The following is a 23,763-nucleotide window of genomic DNA, read 5'->3' as shown; positions in this document are numbered from 1 at the left end:
GTTGGTGTCGCAACCCCGAGCTACCAAGAGGCCCTGTCCTCATGCGCCCGCCCGGCCAAGATCACCCTCCCGGTCCTCCTGTTCGATTCAGAACCGTCCACCTGATCGATAGGAATACGGCGTCTGAGGGCACTGACAGCCTGAGGAACCAGGGTCAGGTCGTGTCAGGCAACGGTGAGAACGTGGCCTTGAAGGAGCCTCCGAACCGGACGCCGGGAATGAGATAGGGACGACGAAGCTCACGCGCGCCAGCCCGTGCCAGCCCTACGACCGATCCGCGAAGTATCCGACCGAAATGACCGGCCCGTGCCCTGTTCCAACCAATCGAGGCTCCTCGGCTTGAAGACCAGACTGAGCGCTCAAGCGCTCCTCGTGTCCCTTGTCCTCACTACACTCACCGGATGCGGCATGACTGACAATCCTGACGACACCCCGACCGCCGGCACGAAGACCTCCCTCGCTGCCGCTGATGATGCGGAGAAGGTCTCCAGCGAGCTCTACGACCTGATCGGCGTCAAGGGAAAGGCTTCCAAAACTGGCCCTGGCGTTTCGGAGTGCAGTGGCCAGGGATCGGGAGAAGTTCTTCCAGATTTTCCACCCGTGGAGCCTGGTACCCGCATCGGCCGACCAGCTTGATGGTGTGATGGAGCGGCTCAAGGTTGAACTGCCTAAGCACGGCTGGAAAGTCGTCATACGGGATCGACAACAGCCAGAACAAGAACCTCAACCTCACGGCCGACAACGACGAGAAGAAGTACAGCGTTAAGATCGTCCGCCAGGTCAAGAGCGATCCGCCGAGCCTGAGCCTCATGGTCGTCTCCGGCTGCTACCAGGTGCCGGAGGGCGAGAAGGTCGACCGGTTCTGAGGTGCGATTTCTCGGTGTGACGGGTCAGTGGTTCTCTGGTAGATGGGTTGTTGCGGCCTGGTGGTTTGTTGTTCTGTCAGGGATTCGAGGGTGTGGTCGGGGTTGGCTGTTGTTGGGGTGGGTGGTCGGGGTGTTCGGTTGGTTGTTCGGGGTGCTGGTCTGGAGTTCCGTAGTCGTGTGGGATTGATCTTGGGTTTGTTGTGGATGTAGGGGCACGCCTGTAGGTAGATGGTGCTTTGCGATGCTGGTACCGGTTGTTGGGGCTGGTCACAGGCGTGTGTGGGTGAGGAAGGCCCGGAGCGGGTCGTTGACCGCGGGGGCCAGACGGGCGAGACTGAGTTGGTGTGCGATGAGGGCGAGGGTGTCGTTGGTCGTGCGGTTCGTGGTCGGGGGCAGGGCGGCGAGGGTTCGGGCGAGGGCGACGGTCTCGGGATAGGCCACGAGATCACGGGCTAATCGTGCGGGTGAGGCGCCGCCCGCATGATTCAGGTGAGGGCTGGCCATGACGAGCTGGTTCAGGCAGTGGTGCCACCGGCCGGTCAGGTGCTGTTGGTGGTCGTACCAGCCAGTGGTGATCGCGCGCGCTGCCATCCAGGCGCTCACGCCGCCCGGGTGTCGGAGCAGACGTTGGTGGCTGTGATGGACCGCGGCGAGTTCGGGCACGGCCCAGGTGCGCACGGTGCGGTCGAGTCGCGGGTCGGGGCCGGCTTGTTGGTGGCGCGGGCAGACCAGCCGGTGCCAGGGCCGGTAGACCCATGCGGCGTTGACGGCGCCGTGGCTGCGGTGCCGGACGCACACAGTGCAGGCGCGTACGGCTTGGTGCTGTCTCTCCAGTGGCCTCCAGTGCGCGGTGGCCGCCCCGGTGTCCTGGCCGCTCCGCCGGCGGTGAGCTGAGGCAAGGTACGTGTGAGGTGCGCCAACGGGATGTGGGTCAGGGCGCCCAGGCAGCAGGTGGCAGTGGAGGAGAGATGCAGCTCGGCTGTGGGGCAGGTGCCGTGGCCGTGGACCGTGATGCCAGCGCCGTGAAGGAGCTGGGGCAGCGTCAACTGGTACACGTGGGCGAGGCGCTGGACGAACGAAGCGGTCGCCTCACAAGGCAGCGGCCGTATGCGCAACACGCCCGGTGCTGGAGGCGGGATCTGCGCTCATACGCGGGCCGCAGGAGGGATGGGGCAGCCGGTATCGGTCGAGGGCGCAGAGCCGGCCGTCAGGTCTGTCCGGCTCACGGGGGGCGGGTCTTGCCTCGGGTGCGGGGCCGGTAGTGCTGTTCGGCCAGGTGGTCCAGGCGGATGTGGTCGAGGGTGGTTTTTCCGGTTTCACGCGCTGCACGACTGCTGGACGCTCACGGGCCGGCGGGGCTACTCCCTGCCCATCGCCGCGTCCGCAAGATGATCGCCTCCGAGCCCGCCACCGAGGCGTGTTCAGCCTGCATCAGCGACGCCCCGGCCACCACCAACTCCTAGCGCACTGGCCTGTGCTCGCGGCGACCCGGGGACAAGCCGTGGACCGTTCGCCAGAACCGGCCATGGCGCGGATCCGTCGCACATCTGTCGCCGCCCGCTCCAGAACACCGCAGCTTCCCCATGTACGCAAGATGTTCGCTATTAGTACGCGATGAGTGCGCTTTAGGCTATGATGGAGTGCAGGAGGTACTCCATGTCTGAGTTGTTCGAAGCGGTCGACGCCCTAATCGCCGGGCAGTCCCCGCTCCCCCCACCTGCTCAGCGCGAGCGTCTGCGCAAGGCCCACGGTCTTACCCAGGACCAGGTCGCCAAGGCGCTCAAGGTGCGTCGGCCGACCATCGTGTCGTGGGAGTCCGGCAAGACCGAGCCGCGGCCCCCGCAGCGTGAGGCGTACGCCCGATTGCTGGACCAGCTGGCGGAGCTCTACCCCGCCGACGCGGCCGTGCCCGCCCAGGATGCTGCGGTGCCGGCCGCGTTCACCGGCGCGCCCGCCCCGGCAGAAGCGCAGTCTCCCTCCACGGGCCCGGCGCCCGAGGCTGCGGCCGTGACTGCAACCGAGAACACCCAGACCGCCCCTGCCCCCGTCGCCGCTGCTCCGGCGGCCGCGTCCCGTCCGGCGCGCACCACCAGGCCGACATCGACGTCGCGGCGCCCCGGCGCGACGAAGGCAGCCGCGGCCGGAACTCCGGCGGGCGGCGCAGACCCCCGCTTCGAGAACGGGCCGCTCGCGGTCGTCGACGTCGAAGACGGTCAGGTGCTGGCGTACTGCGTCGGCGGCCTGGTCATGGACGTGCCCGCCAAGTCCATCCCGGCCCTGGTCGACTGGACACTGCGCGAGGCGAAGCTGGGCGCGCCGAAGCTGTCGGGGCCGGGCAAGGACGCCGACCCGCTGATCGTGCTCACCGAGGCCGCACTGGAGCGCTACGGCCTCCCTGCCGGCCTCACGGAGGAAGAGCGGATCGCCGGGCGGATTCCGGAAGGCCACAAGGTCATCAAGCAGCTGACCCGCGCCGACTGGCAGCTCACGAAGAGGGGCTTCGGGCCGTGGGCGCGGATCTACCGCCCCGCCACCGGTTCGGAGCGGGCCTGCGTCCAGCTGTGCATCCCGTCGTGGAACGCGCTGGACACCCGCCACTGGGGCGCCGCCGGGCGGCTGCCGCCGGCGGAACTCGCCCGGCTGCTGGGCACGTACGCGTCGCGGGTGATGACGCCGCGCGGCTCCACCGCCGTGACCGGCCTGGAGCTGATGACCACGCTGCACCCGGCGACGCGGGCCTCCGAGCCCGATGAGACAGGCAAGCGGCACTCGGAGCACAACCCCGGCTCGCTGGGCAAGCAGCCGGTGGACTGCGCGCCGTGCGAGGCCCCGGACGGGCACCCGCTCCTTGCGGACCTGCCCCGGTTCCACGTCCGCGGCCCGGCGGAGAAGCTGTTCGAGGAGGCGTACGACTGGGCGAGGCCGCTCACCGACGCCGAATGCATGCGCCGCAACCTCGTCGGCCTGGACGTCAACATGGCGTTCGCCGCCGGAGCGAATGGCCTGGTCGTCGGCCTCGGTGAGCCGACGCACGTCAAGAACCCGGTGTTCGATCCGAAGCTGCCCGGCTCGTGGCTGGTCGACCTGTCCCATGTCGACCTGTCCCGGGTGAAGACCGGCAAGGACACGTGGGGGGAGCTGGACGCGAGTCTGCTGCCCAGTCCGTTCACGCCGAAGGGCGACCGCCCGACGGGGCCGGCCTGGTACGCGACGCCGTCCGTGGCCTACGCGGTGGAGCTCGGGTACGACGTCGCGCCGACCGAGGCGTACGTCCGGTACGACAACGGCCGCTACCTGGACGGCTGGTACAACCGGCTGCGCGATGCCTACCTGACCACGATGGCCGACCTCGGTGTCGACGCGGACCTGTCGCCGGAGGACTTCCTGACGGCGATGGTCGGCTACAAGGGCCGTGACCCGGAGCTGGCGATCGTGGTGACCGCCGTCAAGGCGACGGTGAAGGGCGGTCTGGGCAAGCTGCGCGAGCGGCCCCGCGGCGAGAGCTGGACGGCTGGCGAGCCGTGGCGGGCGCTGTCCCGCCCGACGTGGCGGCCCGACATCCGTGCGGCGGTCATCTCCCGCACCCGGATGAACCTGCACCGCAAGATGGTCAAGCACGCGGCGTTCACCGGGCAGTACCCGGTCGCGGTCAACTCCGACTGCGTCGTCTACGCGGTCGACGGCGACTCGCCGCTGGACTTCGTGCCCTACCGGGAGGGCAAGCCGCTGCCGGGCGGATTCAAGCTCGGGGTCAACCCCGGCCTGGTCAAGCACGAGGGCACGCAGAGCACGCTGTGGGGCGAGGGCGTACGGGAGCAGTACAAGGCCCCCGAGCTCAACCTCGCCAGGTACATCAAGGACGGCATCGTCACCAACAAGGACACCGGGGAGTAGGGAGCGCGATGAACAAGGAGTTCGGGGACGGCCTGGACCAGGCGGTGCAGAAGGCGTTCACCCGCCCGGCGCCGAAGGCGGCCGGCGCGCAGATGCGGTACCTGGTCAAGCAGTACAAGGGCACCAAGGCGGTCGCCCAAATGCTGCGGATCTCCCAGCGCACCGTGGAGCGGTACGTGAAGGACCAGATCAAGAAACCCCGCGCCGCCCTCGCCGCCCGACTGGAGAGCGAGGTCAAGAAGCGGTGGCAGCCGCAGATCCGGGCCAAGGCCCGCGAGAAGGCCGCGACGACCGGCGGCATCGTCATCGACGTCCACGCCCGCCTCGGCTACTCCGGGGCGCCGATGGACACGACGGACGAGGACCGCCTGCGGCAGCTGACCGTGGCCCTTCCGCCGCAGCACGCCGCCCGCCTCTTCGACGCCCAGGAGCAGGGCGCCAGCGAGGACCGGCTGCGCGAGCTCGCCGCCGACGCGCTCCGGGAGGTGTACTTCCAGGACGGCGGCCGCCGCGCAGGCTCCCTGCAAGAGGTACAGATCAACGACGTACAGCACCTGGAATTCGGGCTGTAGCAGGCCGTACCCCGAACAGCCCGTGAGCCCCGGACCGTTGATGGTCCGGGGCTTGTGACCGGTCGCGGTAGTTGGCGGATCGTCTGAGGAGTCCTTGCAGTCCACGGTGTTTCTGGTCCTCGCGGTGGGCGGGGCCTGGTCACGGTAGGTGGCGGCTCCGAGGCCCGAACCAGTCAGCGTTACGGGCGACGACGCGGCTACCGTGATCGTCTCGACGGCTCCGCCAACAAGCGTGACCACCCGCCAACTATCGCGACCGGTCACAGGGCTCACGGCATGCCAGGGCGGCCACGGACGCCCGGCCTCTGTCCACAGGCTGCGCGCCTGAGCATGCAGGCATGACTGATCACGAGCAGCAGCAGCCGGCCCCGCGCCGCGGCAAGGTCCTGGAGGCCCTCGCTCGGGCGGAGCGGAAGGTCTTCACCCGGCCCGCGCCGGAATCCGCAAATGCACAGGTGAAATTCCTCCTCACGCGGACGAAGGAGACAGCGAAGGATCTGGCGGCACGCCTGGGCACCACCCGTCGAACGGTGGAGCGCTACCGCGCCGGAAAGCTGACGAAGCCACAGAAGCGGCTCCAGGCGGCCCTGGTGGAGGAGACCGAATAACCGCAGGTCAGGGCACAGGCGCGCGCGCAGGCGTCCACCTCCAGCGGCATGATGGTGGAGGTGAGCTGGAAGAACTCCTGGACGTGCGGGGCCGGGAGGTGATGCGTCAGCTGTTCCAGGATCACCTGGACCTGCGTGCACTCCGGGAAGAGGACGCCGTCCGCGCCCGTCCCGCACCCCGGCTGGGTTCCGATCAACTCTCCCGTTCACGGCTGGAGTTCGGTCACCAGCGGGAGCTGAGCACACTGTTCGGCACGGTGACCGTGCGCCGGTGCGCATGGCGGGCGCCGGGCCAAAGCAATGTCCATCCCGCCGATGCCGCGTTGTCACTGCCCCGCAGGCAGCACAGTCATGGTCTGGCCAGGCTTGCCGTGATCGAGTCGGTCCGCGGCTCCTTCGATGCCACCGAGTTCGGCACGGCCCTGGGCGAAGTCGGCGACTGGGAGGTCGAAGTCGCCCACCCGCTGGGAGCCGGCGGCGTGCTCGTCCCGGACGCTGTGCTGCACCTGCCCTTCTCGAACCTGTCGCACGTCTTCGTCGAACTGGACCGCGCCACCATGTCGCTGGGCAAGCTGATCAACAAGGTCGCCGCGTACGACCGCTACCGCTACTACGCCCACCGGCCCACCACGCCGCGCGCCGTACGCTCTGCCGGTGCCGGCCCCGCCGGGCTGCCGCACTGGTTCACCCGCTACCCCCGGGCCGGGGCAGAGATGAGTTCCCACCCCTGCTGATCGTCCTGGCCGACAAGAAGAAGACCACCCTCGACCGGCGGACCGCCGACACCCTCGCGGGCATCCGCACCCTGCGCGGCATCCACCGCCGCGAACTCGCCGTCGCCATCACCACACTCCCCAAGCTCCAGAAGCACGGCCCCCTCAACCCGATCTGGCACAGCGCCACCAGCGACAAACCGCAGCGCCTGGTCGCGCTCATCAACGGACGGCGGGAGCACGGCGGGTGACAACCCGGCCTTGCGGATCGTTGATCCCTACATGACACACCTGCCGTTACCCGAAGAGATCGAGGCCGCCCGCACACCCAACGGCGGCTACTCCATGGCCCAGCTCGCCGCCTGGGGCATCGACTGGCCACCGCCCAAGGGAGCGTGGTGGTGCGGCGGGAGCGGGAGGAACAGCGAACGAGGCAGGCACTGGCTGACCTCGCCCTGGCCGGGCCGCGTGAGGGCGGCGCGGCGAAGGTGGCTGCGCGCCGGCCGCCGCACCCTGCGTCGGCGGCGGTCGCGGGCGTGCGGATGGGAGAGGGCGGTGCGGCGGTGGGTGTGGCGTTGCCGGCGGGAGCGCAGCTGGTACGGACGTCGTCGGTGCGGGCGGTGGCCGAGGCGGTCGGGCAGGCTATGGCGGTCCAGGACGCGGGTGTGCGTATTCGGCGACCCGGACGCTGGGGCCCGCCGACCCGGCAGCGGAGCGCGCCGCAAAGGTCACCGCTGCCCGCACACCGCCCACCGGCGCCGCTCGCCCGGATGCGTGGGCGGTGAAACTCGGCCGTCATCCGGCAACTTCCCCCACCGCCACCCACGGTATCTGTGTGCGGCGGATTCTGTCGCGTACCACTCTCACCACCAGAGAAAAGACGTTTCCCTTGTGACGGGACTCCGCAAGTGGGTATAAGAAACGCGCCAAATGCCCCAGGGGCACCCTGCGCACTGTTGTGATGACCCGGTTGCCGGACCTAACGTGAGCCGTGGTTTCGAGAGACCGGCAGAGATTTTCCGTACGAGTGACCCTGCCGAACAAGCCGCCACGCAGCGGATACCGGTAGGCAACCCGGATGCGGTTACGCATGAAAATCTCTCGCACGTCCGGAAACCGTTGCAGGCGCCTGCAAAGTCCTAGTCCCAAGCCTGGAAGGGAGAAGCAACGATGCGTACCTACGAGCGTCCCACGCTGGCCAAGGCAGGAAGCTTCCGCAAGACGACCGGGGCCACCGGTTCGGGTCCGAAGGACCTGCTGGGCGGCAAGCAGCTCCTCTGACACGGCCGTCCCGTCCGGTCCGGGTGAAGCCCCGGCCCGGCGGCGACTGAACGGGCGGCACTTCGCCCGTTCAGCCGGGTGGCGGCTGCCGGCCGCCACCCGGCTACCTGTTCCGGCATCCCTGACGACCGGAGGCGTGCACGCGTGGGACTTCCCCCATCGTTCAGTTTTCCACCGCTGTGGTTCGTCGTCCTCCCCGACAGCGACGCGGCCGCCGAGATCGTCACGCGGGCGAGGGCCGGCGCCGACCAGGAGATAGCGCATTCCTCGGGCAGACCGTGGCTGTTGGGCCGATGGTCGCAGGAACTCCTCACCCTCGGCGTAGCCGGGACATCACGGATCGCTGTACTCGGTGAACACACAACTAATTCCGCGCAGCTCGCGAAAGCAGCGGCAGCAGCCGATTCACCGGAGTCACTGAATTCCCTCGCCTCCCGTTTGTCCGGAAGTTTTCATTTCGTCGCCAGCGTCGCCGGCGACATACGCGTACAGGGAAGTATCGCCGGCCTGCGGCGCGTCTTTCACGGAGAATCCGGACCGGTGACGATCGCCGGTGACCGGGCGGACGTTGTGGCCGGTCTACTGGAACGGGAACTGGACGAGCGCCGGCTCGCTGTGCAATTGCTCACTCTGGGCCTGCTGCACCCCCTTTCAGACCGGCCCGTCTGGCACGGGGTGGACGATCTTCCCGGTGACCATTGGCTGGAGCTCACCGCGAAGGGCCGGGCCCGCCAGGTGCGCTGGTGGACGCCGCCACAGCCGGACCTGCCCATGGCGGAGGGCGCCGCACGGTTCCGGGACGCCCTGGCCGCCGCCGTCGACGTGCGCACGCGGGGGCGGCGGTTGCTGACCGCCGACCTCGGCGGCCTGGACTCCACCGCGGTCTACTGCCTGGCGGCCCGCGGCGACGCCCGCGTCATCTCGTACACCGCCGCGACCCACGACTCACTGGGGGACGACGTCCACTGGGCCCGCAGGACGGTCGGTGCGCTGGAGCAGACGGAGAACCACCACGTCGTCCCGGCCGCACGGATACCGTTGACTTTCGACGGTCTGACGGAGCTCGACGACCATCTGGACGCGCCCTCCCTCATGACTGTCGACCGGAACCGCCGCATGAGCCTGTTGCGACTGGCCGCCGAGCAGGGGTCGCCCCTGCATCTGACCGGTCTCGGTGGGGACGAGCTGCTCGCCGGGTCGTCGGCGCGCCTGCACGGCATGGCCGCCACGCATCCGCGCAACGCCGTTCCCCTGCTGCGCGGCTACACCGCCAAGTACGGCTGGTCCCGGCGGCGGGTGCTGCGGCAACTGTCCGACCGGCGCCCCTACCGGTCCTGGCTGCGCCAAGTCGCCGACGATCTGCGGGCCCCTCCGCAGCATCCGCAGGAGCCGCTGCTCGCCTGGTCGACGGCCCCGCGGCTGCCCCCGTGGGCCACCGGGGACGCCGCCGAGGCGGTCCGAGAGCTGATCACCGCCGAAGCAGACAGCGCCGAACCGCTGGGCGGAGGCGGTCATGGGCTGCACCGCGAACTGGTCACCATGCGGCTGGTCTCGCAGTTCGCCCGGCACATCGGTCAGATGGCCGCCCCGCTGGGCGTGGCCTGCGCGGCACCGTACTACGACGACCGGGTCGTCGAGGCGGCACTGGCGGTCGATGACCGGGAGCGGATCACACCGTACCGGTACAAGCCGCTGATCGTGGAGGCGATGCGCGGCATCGTGCCCGAGGAGAGCCGGAGCCGCGCGACCAAGGCCAACGCCACGCTGGAGGAGGAAGCGGGACTGCGCGAGCACCGCGACCAGTTGCTGGCCCTGTGCGAGCAGTCCCGGCTGGGAGAACTCGGACTGATCGACGTCTCCGCCCTGCGGGAGTGGTCCGGCCGTCCGCTGGCCGCCGAGAGCGAGAGCGAGTTGCTCCACCCCACGGTCGCCTGCGAGGTCTGGCTGCGCTCCCACGAGAGCCGCCGGCCCCCCCCTTCGGCCGTCACCTGACGCCCACGTCCACCAGCGGCAGTACCCACTCGCCGCCCAGAGCAGACCTCGACGAATCCCGACAAGAGGAGGAACACGGTGTTCACCCTGCGGCCCGGCGTGCTGATGACCGAGACGGAGTACGGCATAGCGCTGCTCGACGAGAGCAGCGGCGACTACTGGACCCTCAACCCCACCGCCGCCTCCTTGGTCAGGGCGATGCTGGACGGACAGACCGCCGCGCAGGCAGCGGACGCGCTGACCCGGGACTACGACGTGGACCGCGAAGTGGCCGAGCAGGACGCGGACCTCGTCCTCGGTCAGCTGCGCGAAGCGGGACTCGTCAGAACCTGACTCCCCGTCGTCCCCGCCGAGCCGGGACAGGAGCTCGCGTTCAGCCGGCACAAGGCCCGGCCCGCGACCGGCTTCTGCGGCCGGACCGCCCATGGCCGCAGGCAAAGGCCGCCCTGTCCCCGGCCACAAGCGAAGGAAGGCAGAGATGTCCACCTCAGAAGCGGTTCCCTACCGCCCCCGGTCCGTCCCCGCGGGACGGCGCGTCGCCACCAGGCTGGCCGTGGGCTGCGCACACCTGCTGGCGACGCAGCCGCCGCGCCGTATTCGCGCGGTTCTGGCGTTGCTGCGACGCGGCGCCAGGCCCGCGACGCTGGACGAGGCCGCAGCGGCCCACCGGACGGTCATGGCGGTGAGTCTGTCCTGCGGCGGACAACGAGGCTGCCTGCCCCGCTCCCTCGCCGTCGTTCTGCTGTGCAGGATGCGAGGGCGATGGCCGGTGTGGTGTGTCGGGGTGCGCGCCAGACCTCCGTTCGCCGCCCACGCCTGGGTCGAGGCGGAGGGGATACCCGTCGCGGAGGGCTGCACCCGCGACTACTACCAGCGCTTTTTCACGGTGGAGTGAGCCGGTGGCCGCGCCGCGAAAGACACCCGTGCGGAACCCGGAGCACCCGCTCGGTGCCGCCGCCGAGCGGACCGCGCCGCAGCGACAGGGCCCCGAACCGCCGCCTCCCGGCACGCCCCACACGGGCAGCGCCGTTGGACGCCGGCCGGGAGGCGCCCACGGTCGGCGCGCCCTCGTCGGCCACCTGCGCCCACAGCGCACCGGCATCCTCGTCGGCACCACCCTCGGGCTGCTCGGCAGTCTGGTCGGCCTGGTGCAACCGTTGGCAGCCAAGCGCCTGGTGGACAACCTGGGCAACGGGGAGCACACCGTCGGCATGCTGGTGGCACTCAGCACGCTGGTCGTGCTCGGCGCCAGCCTGGCCGCTCTCGGTCAGTACATCCTGGAGCGCACCGCAGAGGCCGTCGTACACACCGCTCGCCGACGGCTGACCTCGCGACTGCTGTGGCTGCGTCTGTCCGCGGTCGAACGGACCGAACCCGGTGACCTGATCTCCCGGGCCACCTCCGACACGACGCTGTTGCGTCAGGTCGCCACCCAGTCCATAGCCTCGGCCGTCACCGGCTCCCTGGTGCTGGCGGCGACCGTCACCATGATGGGGGTGCTCGACCTCGTGCTGCTCGGCGTCACCTCGGGTGCGCTGGCTCTCGTGGCCGTGACCGTCGCTGTCGTGGCGCCGCGTATCGGCCGCGCCACCCGGCAGACGCAGGAAGCCGTCGGTGGCATCGGCGCCGAACTGGAGCGGGTCTTCGGCGCCTACCGCACCGTCAAGGCGTCCGGTGCGGAACCGTACGAGATCGCCCGCCTGCACGAGGCCGCCGGGCGCGCCCAGCAGGCCGGCGTACGGGCCGCAGGGTGGGAGGCCCTGTCCAACTCGTCCGGTGTGATAGCCGTCCAAACGGCGTTCCTGCTGGTACTCGGCGTAGGAGGTACACGGGCGGCCTCGGGCGCCATGAGCGTCTCCACCCTGATCGCCTTTCTGCTCTACCTGTTCTCCCTGGCCCCCCGCGTCCACCAACTCGTGGACTGCGTGGCCCAGTTTCAGACCGGCATGACCGCCGCCGCCCGCATTCAGGACGTCGAGGACCTGCCGACGGAACGGACGCAGGGAGCTGAGGGGACCACGGAGCCGAAACCACCGGCCGAGCAGCCGCACTGCGCGGACGTGCCGGATCCGGCGTCGCACGCCAACCGGCGTTCACCGCCCTCGGACCTTCGTTCTCCGGCGGCCGTCACGTTCGACAGGGTGAGCTTCGCGTACCGCGCCGGGCTGCCTGCGGTGCACCGGGAGGTCAGCTTCACTGTCCCGGCCCTGGGCATGACCGCCTTCGTCGGACCCTCGGGAGCCGGCAAGACCACCATCTTCTCCCTCATCGAACGCTTCCACGAACCGGACGCCGGCCGCGTTCTCCTCGACGGCAGGGACGTGCGGGAGTGGCCGCTTTCCGAACTTCGCGCCTCCATCGGCTACGTGGAGCAGGACGCCCCGGTACTCGCCGGGACTCTCCGGGAAAACCTGCTCTTCGGCCTGCCAGCCGTCACCGAGGAACGGCTGCACCGCACGCTACGTCAGGCCCGGCTGGACTCCGTCGTCGCCCGGATGCCGGACGGCCTCGACACGGCTGTCGGCCACCGTGGTAGCAGCCTCTCCGGGGGCGAGCGGCAACGAGTGGCCATCGCCCGTGCCCTGCTGCGCAGTCCCCGTCTGCTGCTGCTCGACGAAGCCACCTCGCAACTCGACGCGGCGAACGAGGCCGTGCTGCGGGAGACCGTCGCCGAGGCCGCCCGCAGCACCACCGTACTGGTGGTCGCCCACCGGCTGTCCACCGTCACCACCGCCGACCGCATCGTGGTGATGGACGACGGACAGGTCCGCGCGGTCGGAACGCACGCCGACCTGTTGACCCGCGATGACCTCTACCGTCAGCTGGCGGCCACCCAGTTCCTCGCAGCCGACCGACTGAGCGGCACCACTCCGGGCCGGCCGGTCGCCGGCTGAGCTTGACGTTTATCCTCGCGGGTCACTCGACCTGCTGATCTACGGTTTTTTCCATCGAGTGATCACAAGCTGGACAGAAGATCACGTACCGCACTCTGAGAGGGCGTTTAGAGGAGGCGTCGCGAATTTAGGGGTTGCTTCCGGGAGTTGGGATCGTTGATGTGATATGGGCCGTTTCGATGAGTTGATCAGTCCGTTGCGGGCGAAGGAACCTCAAACGGCCTCAGCTGAGTAGGGTCGGGGACTGGCGCGGTGGCTGATGCTCCGTTTCCAGTCCCCGCCGCTTCAAACCGTGCATGCAGTTCTCCCGTACGCAGGCTCTGGTGGAAGCCGGGATCGTCCAGGTCCATGCCCAGCTCGTACTTCACGTCGATACGGCAGCGCACGGCCTCGGCGGCCGCACGGTCCGACCAGCCGTGGACGAACTGCAGCACGCAGACGGTGGCCAGCTGGGCCGGCGACCATCCTGGACGGCCGTCCCGTGGGTACCAGGGAGTGAAGTCCTCGTCCGTCCACAACCCGTCGAGCCGGTCGCGGATCCACATGGCTGCCGTGCCTTTCGGATTGCTCGCCCGTGCAGCCCGCACGGTCGCGTCGGGGACCTTGGCACCAGGACCTGGACGAACAGACATGCGATCACCTCGGGCGATGAACCCCACTGGAAATCAACCGTGGTGACGATGCATCAACTGTCTGGGGGCGGAACTTCAAGATCCCCGACGGAGTCGCTCAGTGCCTGGCATCGCCGATGACGATGCCGGGCGTCCACCGGGCGCGCATCCGGTGCGCGGTGCTGGACAGGCGGTGCGCACCAGGTGCGCCGGCGAACCGTGTGGAAGCGCACCGACCGCACCAGGTGCGCGTCCCGGCGCGCCCGGCGGTGCGGCCCCGCGCGGCCGGACCCAAATGCGCTCTGGCGCCTGCGCACCCCGAATTTGTGCGACCTGCCGCACATTCCCGGGTTGGTCCAGACGTTGGTCAAGGGGCCGTGTGATAGAGGAGTTCGGCGCCGATCGGGTTCGTCGGCGCACCACCGCGCGCCGCGCCCGACCGCACCGCGCGCGGTGGTGCGCGCACCATCCGCGCCTTCACATCGGCGGTGCGCGCACGGACCGCACCAGGTGCGCTTCGCGGGGCGCACCACTCCAGGCCGTGCGCACCGACCGGTGCGCGCCACTTCCACCCGCCGGCCACCCGTCGCGCACATCGTGCACCGGGTGGATGTCCATCGGGTGGAGGCCATCGGGTGCCCGGGCCGCCCGTGTCGGCCGGGCAGCAGCCACCTCGCGGGAACAGCGTGATCACTGCCGCGATTTACCACGACGGTGTCCGCACCAACACCCATGACTCGCTTGCCGAGACCTTCGGCACGCTCCGCGAGGCCGAAGGCGGCATGGCGCGGATCGGCCTGCACCGGCCGACCGAGGCCGAGCTGCTGTCCGTCGCGGAAGAGTTCGACCTGCACCCCCTCGCCGTCGAGGACGCCCTGGAGGCCCACCAGCGGCCCAAGCTGGAACGCTACGGCGTCACCCTCTTCGTGGTGCTCCGCGCCGCCCGCTACCTCGACGCCGCCGAAGAGGTCGACTTCGGCGAGCTGCACGTCTTCGTGGGACCCGACTTCGTGATCACCGTCCGCCACGGCGCCGCCCCCGACCTCGCGGCCGTCCGACGCCGCATGGAAGAAGCCCCCGACCTGCTCAAGCGTGCGTTGCGGCGCGTCCCCTCGCCGACACTCTTCTGATCCAGCCAACGCAAATCCTCTGTAACACCGAGGGAAGGGAGGCCCCGCCCGCACAGCGGGTTAGGGCGTGTCCGGCGAATCAGGTCTTGAGCCAGAGGCGGATGGCTGCGACGGTGACGGTGCCGTGGAAGACGTAGACCCTCTTGTCGTATCTCGTGGCGACCGCACGGAAGCCCTTGAGGCAGGGCTGATTCAAAGTCCTGGTGATCATGTGGAAGTGCTGGTCACAGCGGGGTGACGATCCGTCGAGGTGACGCTACGAACACAACGAAGCTCCGGTTGACGGGGTGACCTCTCAAGTCGCCCTGAACATGCGGAGCTTCGATGTGCCGTCAGTCTGCCACCGTCTGCCTGATCAAGTCGCCCACGCGTCAACACCGTGAGGTCCCGCAGCTGGACGGCCGGCTGCGGATGCTGCCCGACCCGCGCAAGCGCCGTGGACGCCGTCACCCGCTGGTGTCGTGCTGCTGACCGGCGCCTGCGCGGTCCTGGCCGGAGCCCGCTCCTACTTCGCGATCGGCCAGTGGGCCCGCAACGCACCCCAGGACGCCCTCGCCCGGCTCGGCATCCGCGAAGCCGGCCCGCTCGCTGTCCGCCGTGCGCCCAGCACCTCAACCATCCGGCGTGTCCTGCTCGCCGTGTGTCCCGGGGGACTTGCCGACCTGCTCGGCGCCGCCCCTGCCACCGTCGAGAGCCTGGCCGTGGACGGCAAGACCGCCCGCGGCTCACGCACCGCCGCCGGCCCGGCCGCGCACCTGCTGGCCGCTGTCTCCGGCGGCGGGCAGACCGTCAGCCAGCTGCGGGTACCGGACAAGACGAACGAAATCACCGCGTTCACACGACTGCTGGCACCCTTCGACCTGACCGGCGTCGTGGTCACCGCCGATGCCCTGCACACCCAGCGCGGGCACGCCCGCTTCCTGGTCGAGCAGAAGGAGGCGCACTATCTGCTGGTGGTCAGGGCCAACCAGCCGACGCTGTTCGCGCAACTGCGGGCACTGCCGTGGAAGGAGGTGACCGCCCGGCGCTATGACCGAGAGGCCGGCCACGGCCGCAAGGAGACCCGGGCCACCAGGTGTCTGACCGTCACCGGCCTGGGGCTGGACTTCCCGCACGCCGTTCAGGCCGCCCGCATCCTGCGGCACCGCACCGACCAGAAGACCGGGAAGGTGACCCGAAAGACCGTCTACGCGCTCACCGACCTCACCGCGCGTGAGGCGTCACCGCTTCGGATCGGGCGCCTGGCCCGGTCGCAGTGGGTGATCGGGAACCGGCTGCACTTCGTACGCGACACCACCTTCGCCGAGGACGCCTCGAAGATCCACACCGGCCACGGCCCGGAGAACATGGCCACGCTGCGGAACCTGGCGATCAACACCCTCCGCACGGCCGGACACCGCAACGTCGCCGCCGGCCTGCGCGAGGTCTCCTACCACCCCTTCACCCGCCCACTCGATCTCCTGGGCGTGGCCTGACCTGCACCACCACATGATCACCAGGACTTTGAATCAGCCCTGCCTCCGCGGGTGGCCGCGTTGCGGCGCAGCTCCCGGGAGATGGTCGAGGGATGGCGGCCGAGCCGACGGCCGATCTCTCTCACCCCAGTGTCCTGAGCCCTCAGCAGGGCGATCTCTTCGCGCTCTTCAAATGACAGGTAGCGGCCCGAGACCGGGACACGCAGGAACGTCGGCATGCCGCCACGTTCCCGGAACCAACGACTGCCGGCTGCCTGCGACGCGCCGACCGTGATCGCGGCCTCCTCACTGGTAAGCCCGTTGCCGATCTCACGCCAGAACAACCGCTCCACGTCGCGTCGCAGCGACGGCTTGCCCGGCGACTTCATCGGTGACCTGCCGGTCAACTCCGACATCCAACCCGCTGGCCTGCCCATCAAGACCTCCAAGATCGAGGTGTTGCGACGACCCGGTCAGGCCGACCGCGCTGTTCAGGCTGATGATCACGGCGCCGTCGGGCGTCTTGCCGGTTTTGAATAGCTTGATTTTCATGTTCTGGGCTTGAGGAGAGGACGTACCGGACGGGCCGGGAGCAGTGGGCGGTGCAGTCGAGCGTGCTGTGGAGGATGGCGCGGTCGAGGTCTCAGCGGAACTGCGGGAAGCGCCTGTTCCTTTACTGGTGAACTGCCCCGAGTTTCGTGGAGTCCGGTGATCTTGCTGGGGTTGCCTGCTGGGTGTCGTGCTCGTCGACTTTGGCGAGCGCCCGGTACAGCGAGGTGACCGGGGGTGTCGCCCATGACGTCCTCAGCGTGGAACTGCCTTGATCGGCCGTGGTCGTTGCCGTTCCTGCTGCCGTACGGTCGTCGTGGTCAGAGGCGGCTGTAGGTGTCGATGTCCTCGGTGAACTCCTCGAGGGCCTGCGTGGTGAGCGTCGGTCGCGTGTCGGCGATGGCGTCGAGGTAGTCGTCGGTGCCGACCGGTATGCCCAGTCGCTGGCTGACCTCGCGCTCGAAGGCCGCCTGCGAGCCCTTGCGTGCGGCGAACTCGATGTCGGCGGGGGTGAAGAACTCACTCGCCTTGGCCAGCGCGGCCACGTCCACCGACTTGGCGGCGGAGCCGAGATAGCGGGACCAGATCGCCGCTCGCGCGGCCGGGTTCGGCGGGCCGATCGGGATGATGTAGTCGAAGCGGCCGGGCCGCATGAAAGCCGGGTCGAGGGAGCGGACCGAATTGGTGGCGCAGGCCAGCAGTCGGTCATCGTGCTCACGGAAGCCGGGGATCAGCTTGAGCAGCTCATTGGTGACCCCGTGCCCCGGATCGACGGCTTGCCCGGAACGCACGCCGGCGATCTCCTCGACCTCGTCGATGAAGAGCAGCACCGCCTCCAGTTCGGCGAGGTCCACGAACGCCTCCCGCAGTGCCGCGGCCAGCCCCTCGCTGGTGTCGGCGGCGAGCCGGGAGGGGAACAGTTCCACGAACGGCCAGTTCAGTCGGGAAGCCACTGCCTTGGCGAAGCTCGTTTTGCCGGTCCCGGGGGGACCGAACAGGATGAAGGCTTTGGGTGGGGCGACGTTGTACCGCTCGGACAGGGCGGGTTCGGCCAGCGGCAGCACGATCCGCTGTTCGACGACGTGTTTCTCCGGCTCCATGCCGGCCATCTGGTCCCACAGGCCCACCGGCAGCATCCGGCCCCCCAGTAGCGCGAGCAGGTCCGCGTCGGCCACTGCGGACGGCTCGGGCCGTTCGTAGTAGGTGAGGTCGCCACGAGCGAGGTATCCGGAATTCTCCAGGGCCTTGGTACCGGTGCTGCCTGAGGGCAGCAGCGCGCTGATCCGGCGCACCCCCTGCACGCGCAGGCGTCGCTCGAGCTCGGCGAGCAAAGCGCTGCCGATCCCGCGCTCGCGCCACTGTCCTGCCAGGGCCACCAGGAGCACCCAGGCACGCTCCCCATGGGCCTGCGCCACCGCGATGCCGACGAGCTCCTCGTCGACCACAGCGACGACGCCGCCCTGGCCGACCCGGGCCGCCGCCATCACCTCGGAGACGGGAAACACCGGCGTCGCGTCGTCGACCTGCCGATTCTGATCCCAGATTCGGAGCGCCTGGTCGAGATCGCCCTCACGGAAGTCACGCAACCGCCACACGGCCATCGACACCACCTCCCGGTCGTGGACCACCATTCTCTCTGCCGCGCCGACAGCACCGCCATCCGATCTTTCCCGGGCCACGCCCTGACCTGCGAAGAGACGAGACCGAGTGAGACGTCAAAGCCTCACCTTCTGTCACTTGGATCAGCTTCAACACGCTGATCCAACAGGGAAAACGGTGTACACGAGCGCGACCCACACCCGGGCCCGGTGCGCCGCCCGCACCCGCACGGCCAGGACGACCGCGGCCCGCCGTGCCTCGCCGATCGCCGCACGCAGCTGTTCGGTCAGCCGGAGCGCATCGGCCCGGCTGGCCGGCTCCAGCGCTGGTTCCAGCTCCGGCTCGTTCATGGCTGCCATACGTCCATCCTGCGCCCGATGACAAGGCCCGCACGGGGAGCGCGGGAAGCACTTCCCTATCGCGCCGGGGGCAGACCCCTTGCCGTGGTCGATGCCTCCCGTGCGGGTCACGGTGTGGGCGGCTGGGGGTAGTGCTCGGGCCGGCGCCGCCTGAGGAGGCGTTGTCAACTTGGGCTGTGGATGGTCTGACTGTCATGATCATCGGGTTGGTCGTCGCTGGTGAAGGGGCAGGTTGTGGACTTGGTACAGGAATCGTCGTACCGGGGTTTTCGCTATCCGCCGGAGATCATCGCGCACTGCGTGTGGCTGTACCACCACTTCCCGCTCAGCTTCCGTGAGGTCGAGGAGTTGATGCTGGAGCGCGGCGTTGTCGTGTCGTACGAGACGGTCCGTCAGTGCGCGCGGAAGTTCGGTCCCGCCTATGCGGCCGCCCTGCGCCGGCGCCAGCTACGGCCGGGCGATAAATGGTACCTGGACGAGGTGTTCCTCAAGATCAACGGCGAGTTGAAGTACCTGTGGCGGGCCGTCGACCACGAGGGCAACGTCCTGGACATCCTGGTCACCCACTGTCGGGACAAAGCCGCGGCCCGGCGATTCTTCCGCAAACTCCTCAAGGGCACCGGGTCCGTGCCGCGGGTGGTGGTGACCGACATGCTCCGCAGCTACGGGGCCGCGCTCCGGGAAGTGATGCCCTCGGTCGAGCACCGCTCGTACAAGAGGCTGAACAACCGGGCGGAGAATTCCCAGCCACCCCGCAACGAGAGCGCGCCCGCTCGCGCCATGCGCCGCATGATCAAGGAAGCCAACAGCCTCGGCCTGACCGTCCGCTTCGACCCCATCGCGGCCACCTGACCTGCACAGGTGCATCGCATTTTCGTGTCAGAGTCGAATTCCTGATAGACCCGGCCGCGCCACACCGACGGCCGGTGTCGTCCCGCGCGAGTTCAGGGCGAAGAAATCCGGTCCGGTTCAGGGGCGAGTGCCTTCGCGTTGATGACTGCGCGGCCGTGCAATGTGAGGCTTTCGCGCAACTGGTCCCAGCCTTCCGCGGATTCAGGTGTGAGACCGGCCATGAGCCGGCGTTGCTGCTCCGCCACAAAGGGCCAGGAAGCGATACCGATAAGGGTCATCAGCAGGCCCCCCGCCTCCTGGGGCGAGTCGATGGCCAGTGCTTTGCTCAGAACTTCGTTCTTGCGCCGGTAGTACGCCTGTCGCTCGTCCTCGCCGGGAATCTCGGCGTTTCCGTAATGCAGGCCTTCCCATGCCAGAAGGCGTACGAGGCTGTTGTCGCGCCGGTGGTAGTCGAAGACCTGCCCGACGTACTCCTCAAGGCCCTCTTTCGTGGTCGGCACCGGCACCTGCTCGCCCAGGTCCTGGTAGGCCTGCGCCAGCACGGCGGAGAAGAGCCGCTCCTTGCTGCCGAAGTAGGCGTAGATGCGCTGCTTGTTGGCTTCCGCCTGCTCGGCGATGCGGTCCACCCGGGCACCTGAGATGCCGTACCGGGCGAACTCTGCACGGGCCGCGTCCAGCAGGCGCGCGGGCGTGTCACGGGTTGCGTCCTTGCTCATGAACCCACTCTAAACCATGTCCAACCAACTGGATAGTTACTGCAACCATCCAGTTGGTTGGATAAAACCAACTGGATGGTTGCACTGGCTGCGCGGATCGCTTACTGTCTTGGACATCAGCCCAGTCGGCCGCCCAAGCGGTCGCTGGGGCGTAGTGCACCGAGGCGCTGGGGGGCGCCGCAGGATCGCGGCCGGTGCAGCCGCTGCTTTCTCTCTTCTCTCGAATGCCTCTATCCCTAGTTATCCGCCGCGGCACACCCATGCCTGACGGCAGCGCTACCGAGGAGTTCGTCATGAATCAGTCGATCCAAAGCATTGTCCTGGTGGGGGACCGGTTTGTCGGTTTCGCTGTACAGGAGAACGTATTCACCGTCTCGCAGTTGGTGGAGGACCTGCAGCACGGCGCATACGCGTCGGAGGGCGATCCGGTCCTTATCGAAAGCGCGCAGGGGGTGTCCGAAGCCGATGTCTTCCTCATCGTCGAGGAGTTGCGGCATCTCGGACTGGACGAGCGTATACAGATAAGGCTCCAGCCATCCACCCTGAGCGGTGCGGGCGAGGTGCACAAACGCCTGGTGGTCAATGCGTTGATCGCTGACCTCTATCAGGTGAGCGATGTGCTCTACGGAGCCGGACTGCGCGTGCACAACGACAATGAACTGCTGCTCGATCACCAGACCGGCCAGCATGTGCAGGGCATGGTCGCGGTCGAGGCGTCGCGGCAGATGTTCCTGGCCGTGACCGAGCGCTTCTTCGCGGCCCAGTGGCCGCAGCGCAAGTACTACTTCGTCATCGAGTTCATGAACACGGCCTTCGAGAATTTCCTGTTCCCGCTGTGCTCCAGCATCGAGTACCGCATCACCGAGGCCCGGACGCAGGATCCTTCGCGACTGTCCTTCAAGGCGGACGTCGGCATCCACCAGGCCGGCCGGCGGTCCTCTCTCACGCAGCTGGCCTTCACCGCCTTCGACACCGAGCTGATCGAGGCCAAGGAGGACCGCCGCGCCCGTCAGGCGCTGGAGCACACACTCCGGACCCCGGCGGCCGCCCTCGCCGGCGTCTGACCGACCCCGCCGCGCCCGTCACACGCCTCCCTTTTCGTGCACATTGAGGAGTACACCTATGTCCGCATCGTTGATCACCACCGTCGAGCTGTCGGTCAAGCCCGACCAGGTCGGCGCGGCCGCCGAGGCCTGGCAGGCCCACCACACCGCATCGGGATTCGAGGGTCGTGCGCTGTTCCGCAGCCTGGCGGGCTCCACCTTGCTGGAGCTGGCCCCGGTGGCCGGCTGGGACCAGCTCGAGGCGCTGCGCGCCGACTGGTCGCAGCTCTGGGACACGCTCGCCCCGATGGCGGAGGGCGACTTCCGTCGCCAGGTGCTGGGCTTCATCGACGCGCCCAAGCCCGCCGACACCCCGCTGCCGCAGACGCCCTACGTGCAGATGCGCCACATCGAGGTGCCGCCGGCGGTGTACGGGGCGTACCGCGACTGGCGTGAGGAGACCATCTACGACGTGGTCCGCAGCTCCGACGAGGTCGATGTCTTCCTTGCCTACCACTCCGTGCTGAGCACCGAGCCCGGCGTCATGTTCGTCTCCGGATTCAGCTGCGACCCGGCCGACTACAACGCGGTATTCACCTCCCCGCGCTACCAGGAGATCGTCCGCCAGGCCGGCGACCGCTACATCGCGGGCGGCGAGCGCGGTCTCTACACCGAGATCTACGCACGCGTCTCGTAAGGAGGAGCAGCAAATGGGGCAGTCGCGCACCTACCAACTGAGTCTCACCACACAGGGGCCCGCCTACCCGCCCAGTGAAGTGATGGACGACAACGGCGACTTCGTCGTGATCGGCCGAATCAACCGCGATGACGGGGCGGGCGGAATCTCGCACGGCTGGGGATCGGCGATCGTCTCCGCCGACAGTCCGCTGCCGGAGTTCGGCGGGAGCGAGCCGTACCGCATCGTCCGCGAACTGCCGGACCATCCAGCCCAGTTCAGCCCGGCGGACAACGGGATTGTGCTGCACACGCTCCCGCTCCCGCTGCCGTGCAGCAACTACCCGATGGTGTTCGCCCCGGAGCAGTGCGCGGAGCCGCAGGTGGTCACGCGCCCCAGCTATCCGTTCCACCGGGTCGCCGTGCCGGACCTGCGTGCGCAGGACGGGCCGAAGGTGACCGAGCCGGTCACCCTGGGCAAGTGGGGGCAGGCCCGCGGCGAGCTGGAAGTACGGCTGTCGGATGACGGGAGGAACGGAGAATTCGGCTTCGAATTCTCCGGGATGCTCCCGAACAGCCTGTACACGGTGATGTCCCTGCGGGAGCACGACCTGGATCCGGCGGGCCCGACCCGTCCCGGGCCGCTGGGAGTGCCCAACGCTTTCGTCACCGACCAGGACGGCAAGGGCAGGTACCGGGCCGTGCTGCCGGACCCCTTCCCGGCGCCCGGCACGGATGGCAACCGCATCGTGAACGTCGTCGTGCTCTGGATGAGTTACCAGCAGAACTACGGGGGAGCGATCGGCTGGTTCGGCCTCGGCGGGGACATCCACGCCCAACTGAAGTTGCAGGGACCGAGCTTCGGGGAATTCAGCACCACCGGTCAACAGTGAGAGGAACCACCATGCCCATCGTCTCCGTGACGACCTGGCCCAGCAAGAACGACGAACAGTGCCGCGAGCTCGTCGAGGAGCTGACGGCGACCGTGCACCGGGTCACCGGCGCGCCGCTCGACAAGATCACGGTCTACATCCAGGAAGTCCCGCAGAACCGCTGGGCCGAGGGCGGCGTACTCGGTTCGAACCCCGAGTACGCGCGGCTCAGCCGGTCGGCCGGCTCCTGACCCCAGCACTGAACAGGAAGCGTTCCAGACATGATCTCAGACTCCCCGTACACCGGAAACGACCGCATGCGGCGCGGGCTGGACACGCTGTGCCGTATCGAGCGCACGGAACGGCCCGGCATCCTCGACGGGTTCAGCGATGTGGCCCCCGACCTCGGTGAACTGGTCGTCGCCTTCGCCTTCGGCGACATCTGCTCCCGGCCGGGCCTGGACCTGCCCACCCGCCAGCTCGTCACCGTCGCGGCGCTCACCGCGCTGGGGAACGCCGCTCCGCAGCTCGAATTCCATGTACGGGGAGCACGCAACGTCGGGTGCACCCGGCAGGAGATCGTCGAGACGGTCACGCATGTGTGCCTCTACGCCGGATTCCCCGCGACGATCAACGCGTTGACCGTCGTCAAGACGGTCTTCGAGGCGGAGCCGGAGCCCGGGGGGATCACAGGGCCCACCGAGGCCGTGGTGCCCGATGACCGGCGCGAGCGCGGTCTGCGGGTGCTGAAGGCGGTGGACGGTGACGCCGACGAGCAGGTGATCGAGTCCCTCCAGGGCATCGCCCCGGACCTCGCCCGCTACCTCATCGAATTCGCCTTCGGCGACATCTCCTCGCGAGGCGGCATCGATTTGCGCACCCGCGAGATCGTCACAGTGGCCGCCTGCACGGCTCTGGGCACCGCGCGGCCGCAGCTCAAGGTCCATGTGAACGGGCTGCTCAATGTCGGAGGCACCGAGCAGGAAGCCGTCGAGACGATCATGCAGATGATCGTGTACGCGGGTGTCCCGGCCGCGGTGAACGGTCTCAACGCCGCGCGCGAGGTCTTCCGGGCGCGCTGAC

At 68.8% G+C, this 23,763-nt stretch carries 25 protein-coding genes and 4 pseudogenes; 20 read left to right on the top strand and 9 right to left on the bottom strand.

Annotated features, from left to right (window positions below; all coding sequences use genetic code 11):
* The first annotated feature begins 408 nt into the window (after positions 1-408).
* Together QMK30_RS38565 and QMK30_RS38560 are read left to right on the top strand one after the other, a co-directional pair.
* Positions 409-636, top strand: a complete 228-nt coding sequence (locus tag QMK30_RS38565; RefSeq protein ID WP_349362129.1) for a hypothetical protein — start codon at positions 409-411, stop codon at positions 634-636.
* Positions 637-659: 23 nt separating this feature from the next.
* Complete coding sequence (locus tag QMK30_RS38560; protein ID WP_349362128.1) at positions 660-866, top strand: hypothetical protein; 207 nt, start codon at positions 660-662, stop codon at positions 864-866.
* A 267-nt stretch (positions 867-1,133) separates the two neighbouring features.
* On the opposite strand, the gene QMK30_RS31475 is transcribed toward QMK30_RS38560, so the two are convergent.
* Positions 1,134-1,664: a hypothetical protein gene (locus QMK30_RS31475; protein WP_283521731.1), complete on the bottom strand. Its 531-nt coding sequence runs from the start codon at positions 1,662-1,664 to the stop codon at positions 1,134-1,136.
* 858 nt (positions 1,665-2,522) lie between these two features.
* On the opposite strand from QMK30_RS31475, the gene tap reads away from it, so the two are divergent.
* From tap to QMK30_RS31430, 9 genes are all read left to right on the top strand, one after another.
* Positions 2,523-4,760, top strand: a complete 2,238-nt coding sequence (tap, locus tag QMK30_RS31470) for a telomere-associated protein Tap (RefSeq protein WP_283521730.1) — start codon at positions 2,523-2,525, stop codon at positions 4,758-4,760.
* 8 nt (positions 4,761-4,768) lie between these two features.
* Positions 4,769-5,332: a telomere-protecting terminal protein Tpg gene (gene tpg / locus QMK30_RS31465; protein ID WP_283521729.1), complete on the top strand. Its 564-nt coding sequence runs from the start codon at positions 4,769-4,771 to the stop codon at positions 5,330-5,332.
* A gap of 338 nt (positions 5,333-5,670) precedes the next feature.
* Positions 5,671-5,940 carry a hypothetical protein gene (locus QMK30_RS31460; protein WP_283521728.1) on the top strand — a complete coding sequence of 90 codons (270 nt, stop codon included), beginning with the start codon at positions 5,671-5,673 and terminating at the stop codon, positions 5,938-5,940.
* Between the two features lie 101 nt (positions 5,941-6,041).
* Positions 6,042-6,674: a replication-relaxation family protein gene (locus QMK30_RS31455; RefSeq protein ID WP_283521727.1), complete on the top strand. Its 633-nt coding sequence runs from the start codon at positions 6,042-6,044 to the stop codon at positions 6,672-6,674.
* Positions 6,675-7,823: 1,149 nt separating this feature from the next.
* Positions 7,824-7,934, top strand: a complete 111-nt coding sequence (locus QMK30_RS31450; RefSeq protein WP_283521726.1) for a keywimysin-related RiPP — start codon at positions 7,824-7,826, stop codon at positions 7,932-7,934.
* A 144-nt stretch (positions 7,935-8,078) separates the two neighbouring features.
* Complete coding sequence (locus tag QMK30_RS31445) at positions 8,079-9,926, top strand: asparagine synthase-related protein (protein WP_283521725.1); 1,848 nt, start codon at positions 8,079-8,081, stop codon at positions 9,924-9,926.
* A 78-nt stretch (positions 9,927-10,004) separates the two neighbouring features.
* The gene (locus QMK30_RS31440) at positions 10,005-10,259 is read left to right on the top strand and encodes a lasso peptide biosynthesis PqqD family chaperone (RefSeq protein ID WP_283521724.1); all 255 of its coding nucleotides are present in this window, start codon (positions 10,005-10,007) and stop codon (positions 10,257-10,259) included.
* Positions 10,260-10,404: 145 nt separating this feature from the next.
* Complete coding sequence (locus tag QMK30_RS31435) at positions 10,405-10,821, top strand: lasso peptide biosynthesis B2 protein (protein ID WP_283521723.1); 417 nt, start codon at positions 10,405-10,407, stop codon at positions 10,819-10,821.
* Positions 10,822-10,825: 4 nt separating this feature from the next.
* Entirely contained in the window at positions 10,826-12,820 is a 1,995-nt protein-coding gene (locus QMK30_RS31430) for an ABC transporter ATP-binding protein (protein ID WP_502963260.1), read from the top strand.
* A gap of 188 nt (positions 12,821-13,008) precedes the next feature.
* Here the strand turns inward: QMK30_RS31430 and QMK30_RS31425 are convergent, their stop codons facing one another.
* Together QMK30_RS31425 and QMK30_RS31420 are read right to left on the bottom strand one after the other, a co-directional pair.
* The gene (locus tag QMK30_RS31425; protein ID WP_283521722.1) at positions 13,009-13,452 is read right to left on the bottom strand and encodes a transposase; all 444 of its coding nucleotides are present in this window, start codon (positions 13,450-13,452) and stop codon (positions 13,009-13,011) included.
* A gap of 346 nt (positions 13,453-13,798) precedes the next feature.
* The gene (locus QMK30_RS31420; RefSeq protein ID WP_283521721.1) at positions 13,799-14,014 is read right to left on the bottom strand and encodes a hypothetical protein; all 216 of its coding nucleotides are present in this window, start codon (positions 14,012-14,014) and stop codon (positions 13,799-13,801) included.
* A 52-nt stretch (positions 14,015-14,066) separates the two neighbouring features.
* Here QMK30_RS31420 and QMK30_RS31415 point away from each other — a divergent pair.
* Positions 14,067-14,522, top strand: a pseudogene (locus QMK30_RS31415) (CorA family divalent cation transporter); the annotation flags it as partial.
* Positions 14,523-14,640: 118 nt separating this feature from the next.
* Here the strand turns inward: QMK30_RS31415 and QMK30_RS31410 are convergent.
* Positions 14,641-14,769 (bottom strand): annotated as a pseudogene (locus QMK30_RS31410) (IS5/IS1182 family transposase); the annotation flags it as partial.
* A gap of 116 nt (positions 14,770-14,885) precedes the next feature.
* Here QMK30_RS31410 and QMK30_RS31405 point away from each other — a divergent pair.
* Both QMK30_RS31405 and QMK30_RS31400 read left to right on the top strand, forming a co-directional pair.
* Complete coding sequence (locus QMK30_RS31405; RefSeq protein ID WP_283521720.1) at positions 14,886-15,032, top strand: hypothetical protein; 147 nt, start codon at positions 14,886-14,888, stop codon at positions 15,030-15,032.
* Positions 15,023-16,036 (top strand): ISAs1 family transposase, encoded by a 1,014-nt coding sequence (locus tag QMK30_RS31400; protein ID WP_283521719.1) that lies wholly within the window; start codon positions 15,023-15,025, stop codon positions 16,034-16,036. Before QMK30_RS31405 ends, QMK30_RS31400 begins: the two co-directional genes overlap by 10 nt.
* A gap of 23 nt (positions 16,037-16,059) precedes the next feature.
* Here QMK30_RS31400 and QMK30_RS31395 read toward each other — a convergent pair.
* The 4 genes and pseudogenes from QMK30_RS31395 to QMK30_RS31380 all read right to left on the bottom strand — a co-directional run.
* Positions 16,060-16,431 (bottom strand): annotated as a pseudogene (locus tag QMK30_RS31395) (helix-turn-helix domain-containing protein); the annotation flags it as partial.
* Positions 16,346-16,567, bottom strand: coding sequence for a hypothetical protein (locus tag QMK30_RS31390; protein ID WP_283521718.1), 222 nt, complete (start codon positions 16,565-16,567; stop codon positions 16,346-16,348). The pseudogene QMK30_RS31395 and the gene QMK30_RS31390, both read right to left, overlap by 86 nt.
* A gap of 317 nt (positions 16,568-16,884) precedes the next feature.
* Positions 16,885-18,195 carry an ATP-binding protein gene (locus QMK30_RS31385; protein ID WP_283521717.1) on the bottom strand — a complete coding sequence of 437 codons (1,311 nt, stop codon included), beginning with the start codon at positions 18,193-18,195 and terminating at the stop codon, positions 16,885-16,887.
* Positions 18,196-18,312: 117 nt separating this feature from the next.
* Positions 18,313-18,522 (bottom strand): hypothetical protein, encoded by a 210-nt coding sequence (locus QMK30_RS31380; protein WP_283521716.1) that lies wholly within the window; start codon positions 18,520-18,522, stop codon positions 18,313-18,315.
* Between the two features lie 240 nt (positions 18,523-18,762).
* Here QMK30_RS31380 and QMK30_RS31375 point away from each other — a divergent pair.
* Positions 18,763-19,353: pseudogene (locus tag QMK30_RS31375) on the top strand (IS6 family transposase); the annotation flags it as partial.
* Between the two features lie 113 nt (positions 19,354-19,466).
* On the opposite strand, the gene QMK30_RS31370 reads toward QMK30_RS31375, so the two are convergent.
* Complete coding sequence (locus QMK30_RS31370; protein WP_283521715.1) at positions 19,467-20,090, bottom strand: TetR/AcrR family transcriptional regulator; 624 nt, start codon at positions 20,088-20,090, stop codon at positions 19,467-19,469.
* A gap of 293 nt (positions 20,091-20,383) precedes the next feature.
* Here QMK30_RS31370 and QMK30_RS31365 point away from each other — a divergent pair, with 293 nt between their 5' ends.
* From QMK30_RS31365 to QMK30_RS31345, 5 genes are read left to right on the top strand one after another with little or no spacing between them, the layout of a single operon-like run.
* Positions 20,384-21,154 (top strand): AfsA-related hotdog domain-containing protein, encoded by a 771-nt coding sequence (locus QMK30_RS31365; protein WP_283521714.1) that lies wholly within the window; start codon positions 20,384-20,386, stop codon positions 21,152-21,154.
* A 58-nt stretch (positions 21,155-21,212) separates the two neighbouring features.
* Positions 21,213-21,830, top strand: a complete 618-nt coding sequence (locus tag QMK30_RS31360; RefSeq protein WP_283521713.1) for a hypothetical protein — start codon at positions 21,213-21,215, stop codon at positions 21,828-21,830.
* 13 nt (positions 21,831-21,843) lie between these two features.
* The gene (locus QMK30_RS31355) at positions 21,844-22,701 is read left to right on the top strand and encodes a hypothetical protein (protein ID WP_283521712.1); all 858 of its coding nucleotides are present in this window, start codon (positions 21,844-21,846) and stop codon (positions 22,699-22,701) included.
* Positions 22,702-22,712: 11 nt separating this feature from the next.
* A complete protein-coding gene (locus tag QMK30_RS31350; protein ID WP_283521711.1) occupies positions 22,713-22,931 on the top strand; it encodes a tautomerase family protein in 219 nt (72 codons plus the stop codon).
* 30 nt (positions 22,932-22,961) lie between these two features.
* Positions 22,962-23,762 carry a carboxymuconolactone decarboxylase family protein gene (locus tag QMK30_RS31345; protein ID WP_283521710.1) on the top strand — a complete coding sequence of 267 codons (801 nt, stop codon included), beginning with the start codon at positions 22,962-22,964 and terminating at the stop codon, positions 23,760-23,762.
* Position 23,763: the final 1 nt, after the last annotated feature.

The organism is Streptomyces sp. H27-C3, from assembly GCF_030063415.1.
Lineage (GTDB): Bacteria > Actinomycetota > Actinomycetes > Streptomycetales > Streptomycetaceae > Streptomyces.
Note: the sequence above shows the minus strand (reverse complement) of the source record. Positions and strands in the feature narration are given on the sequence as shown.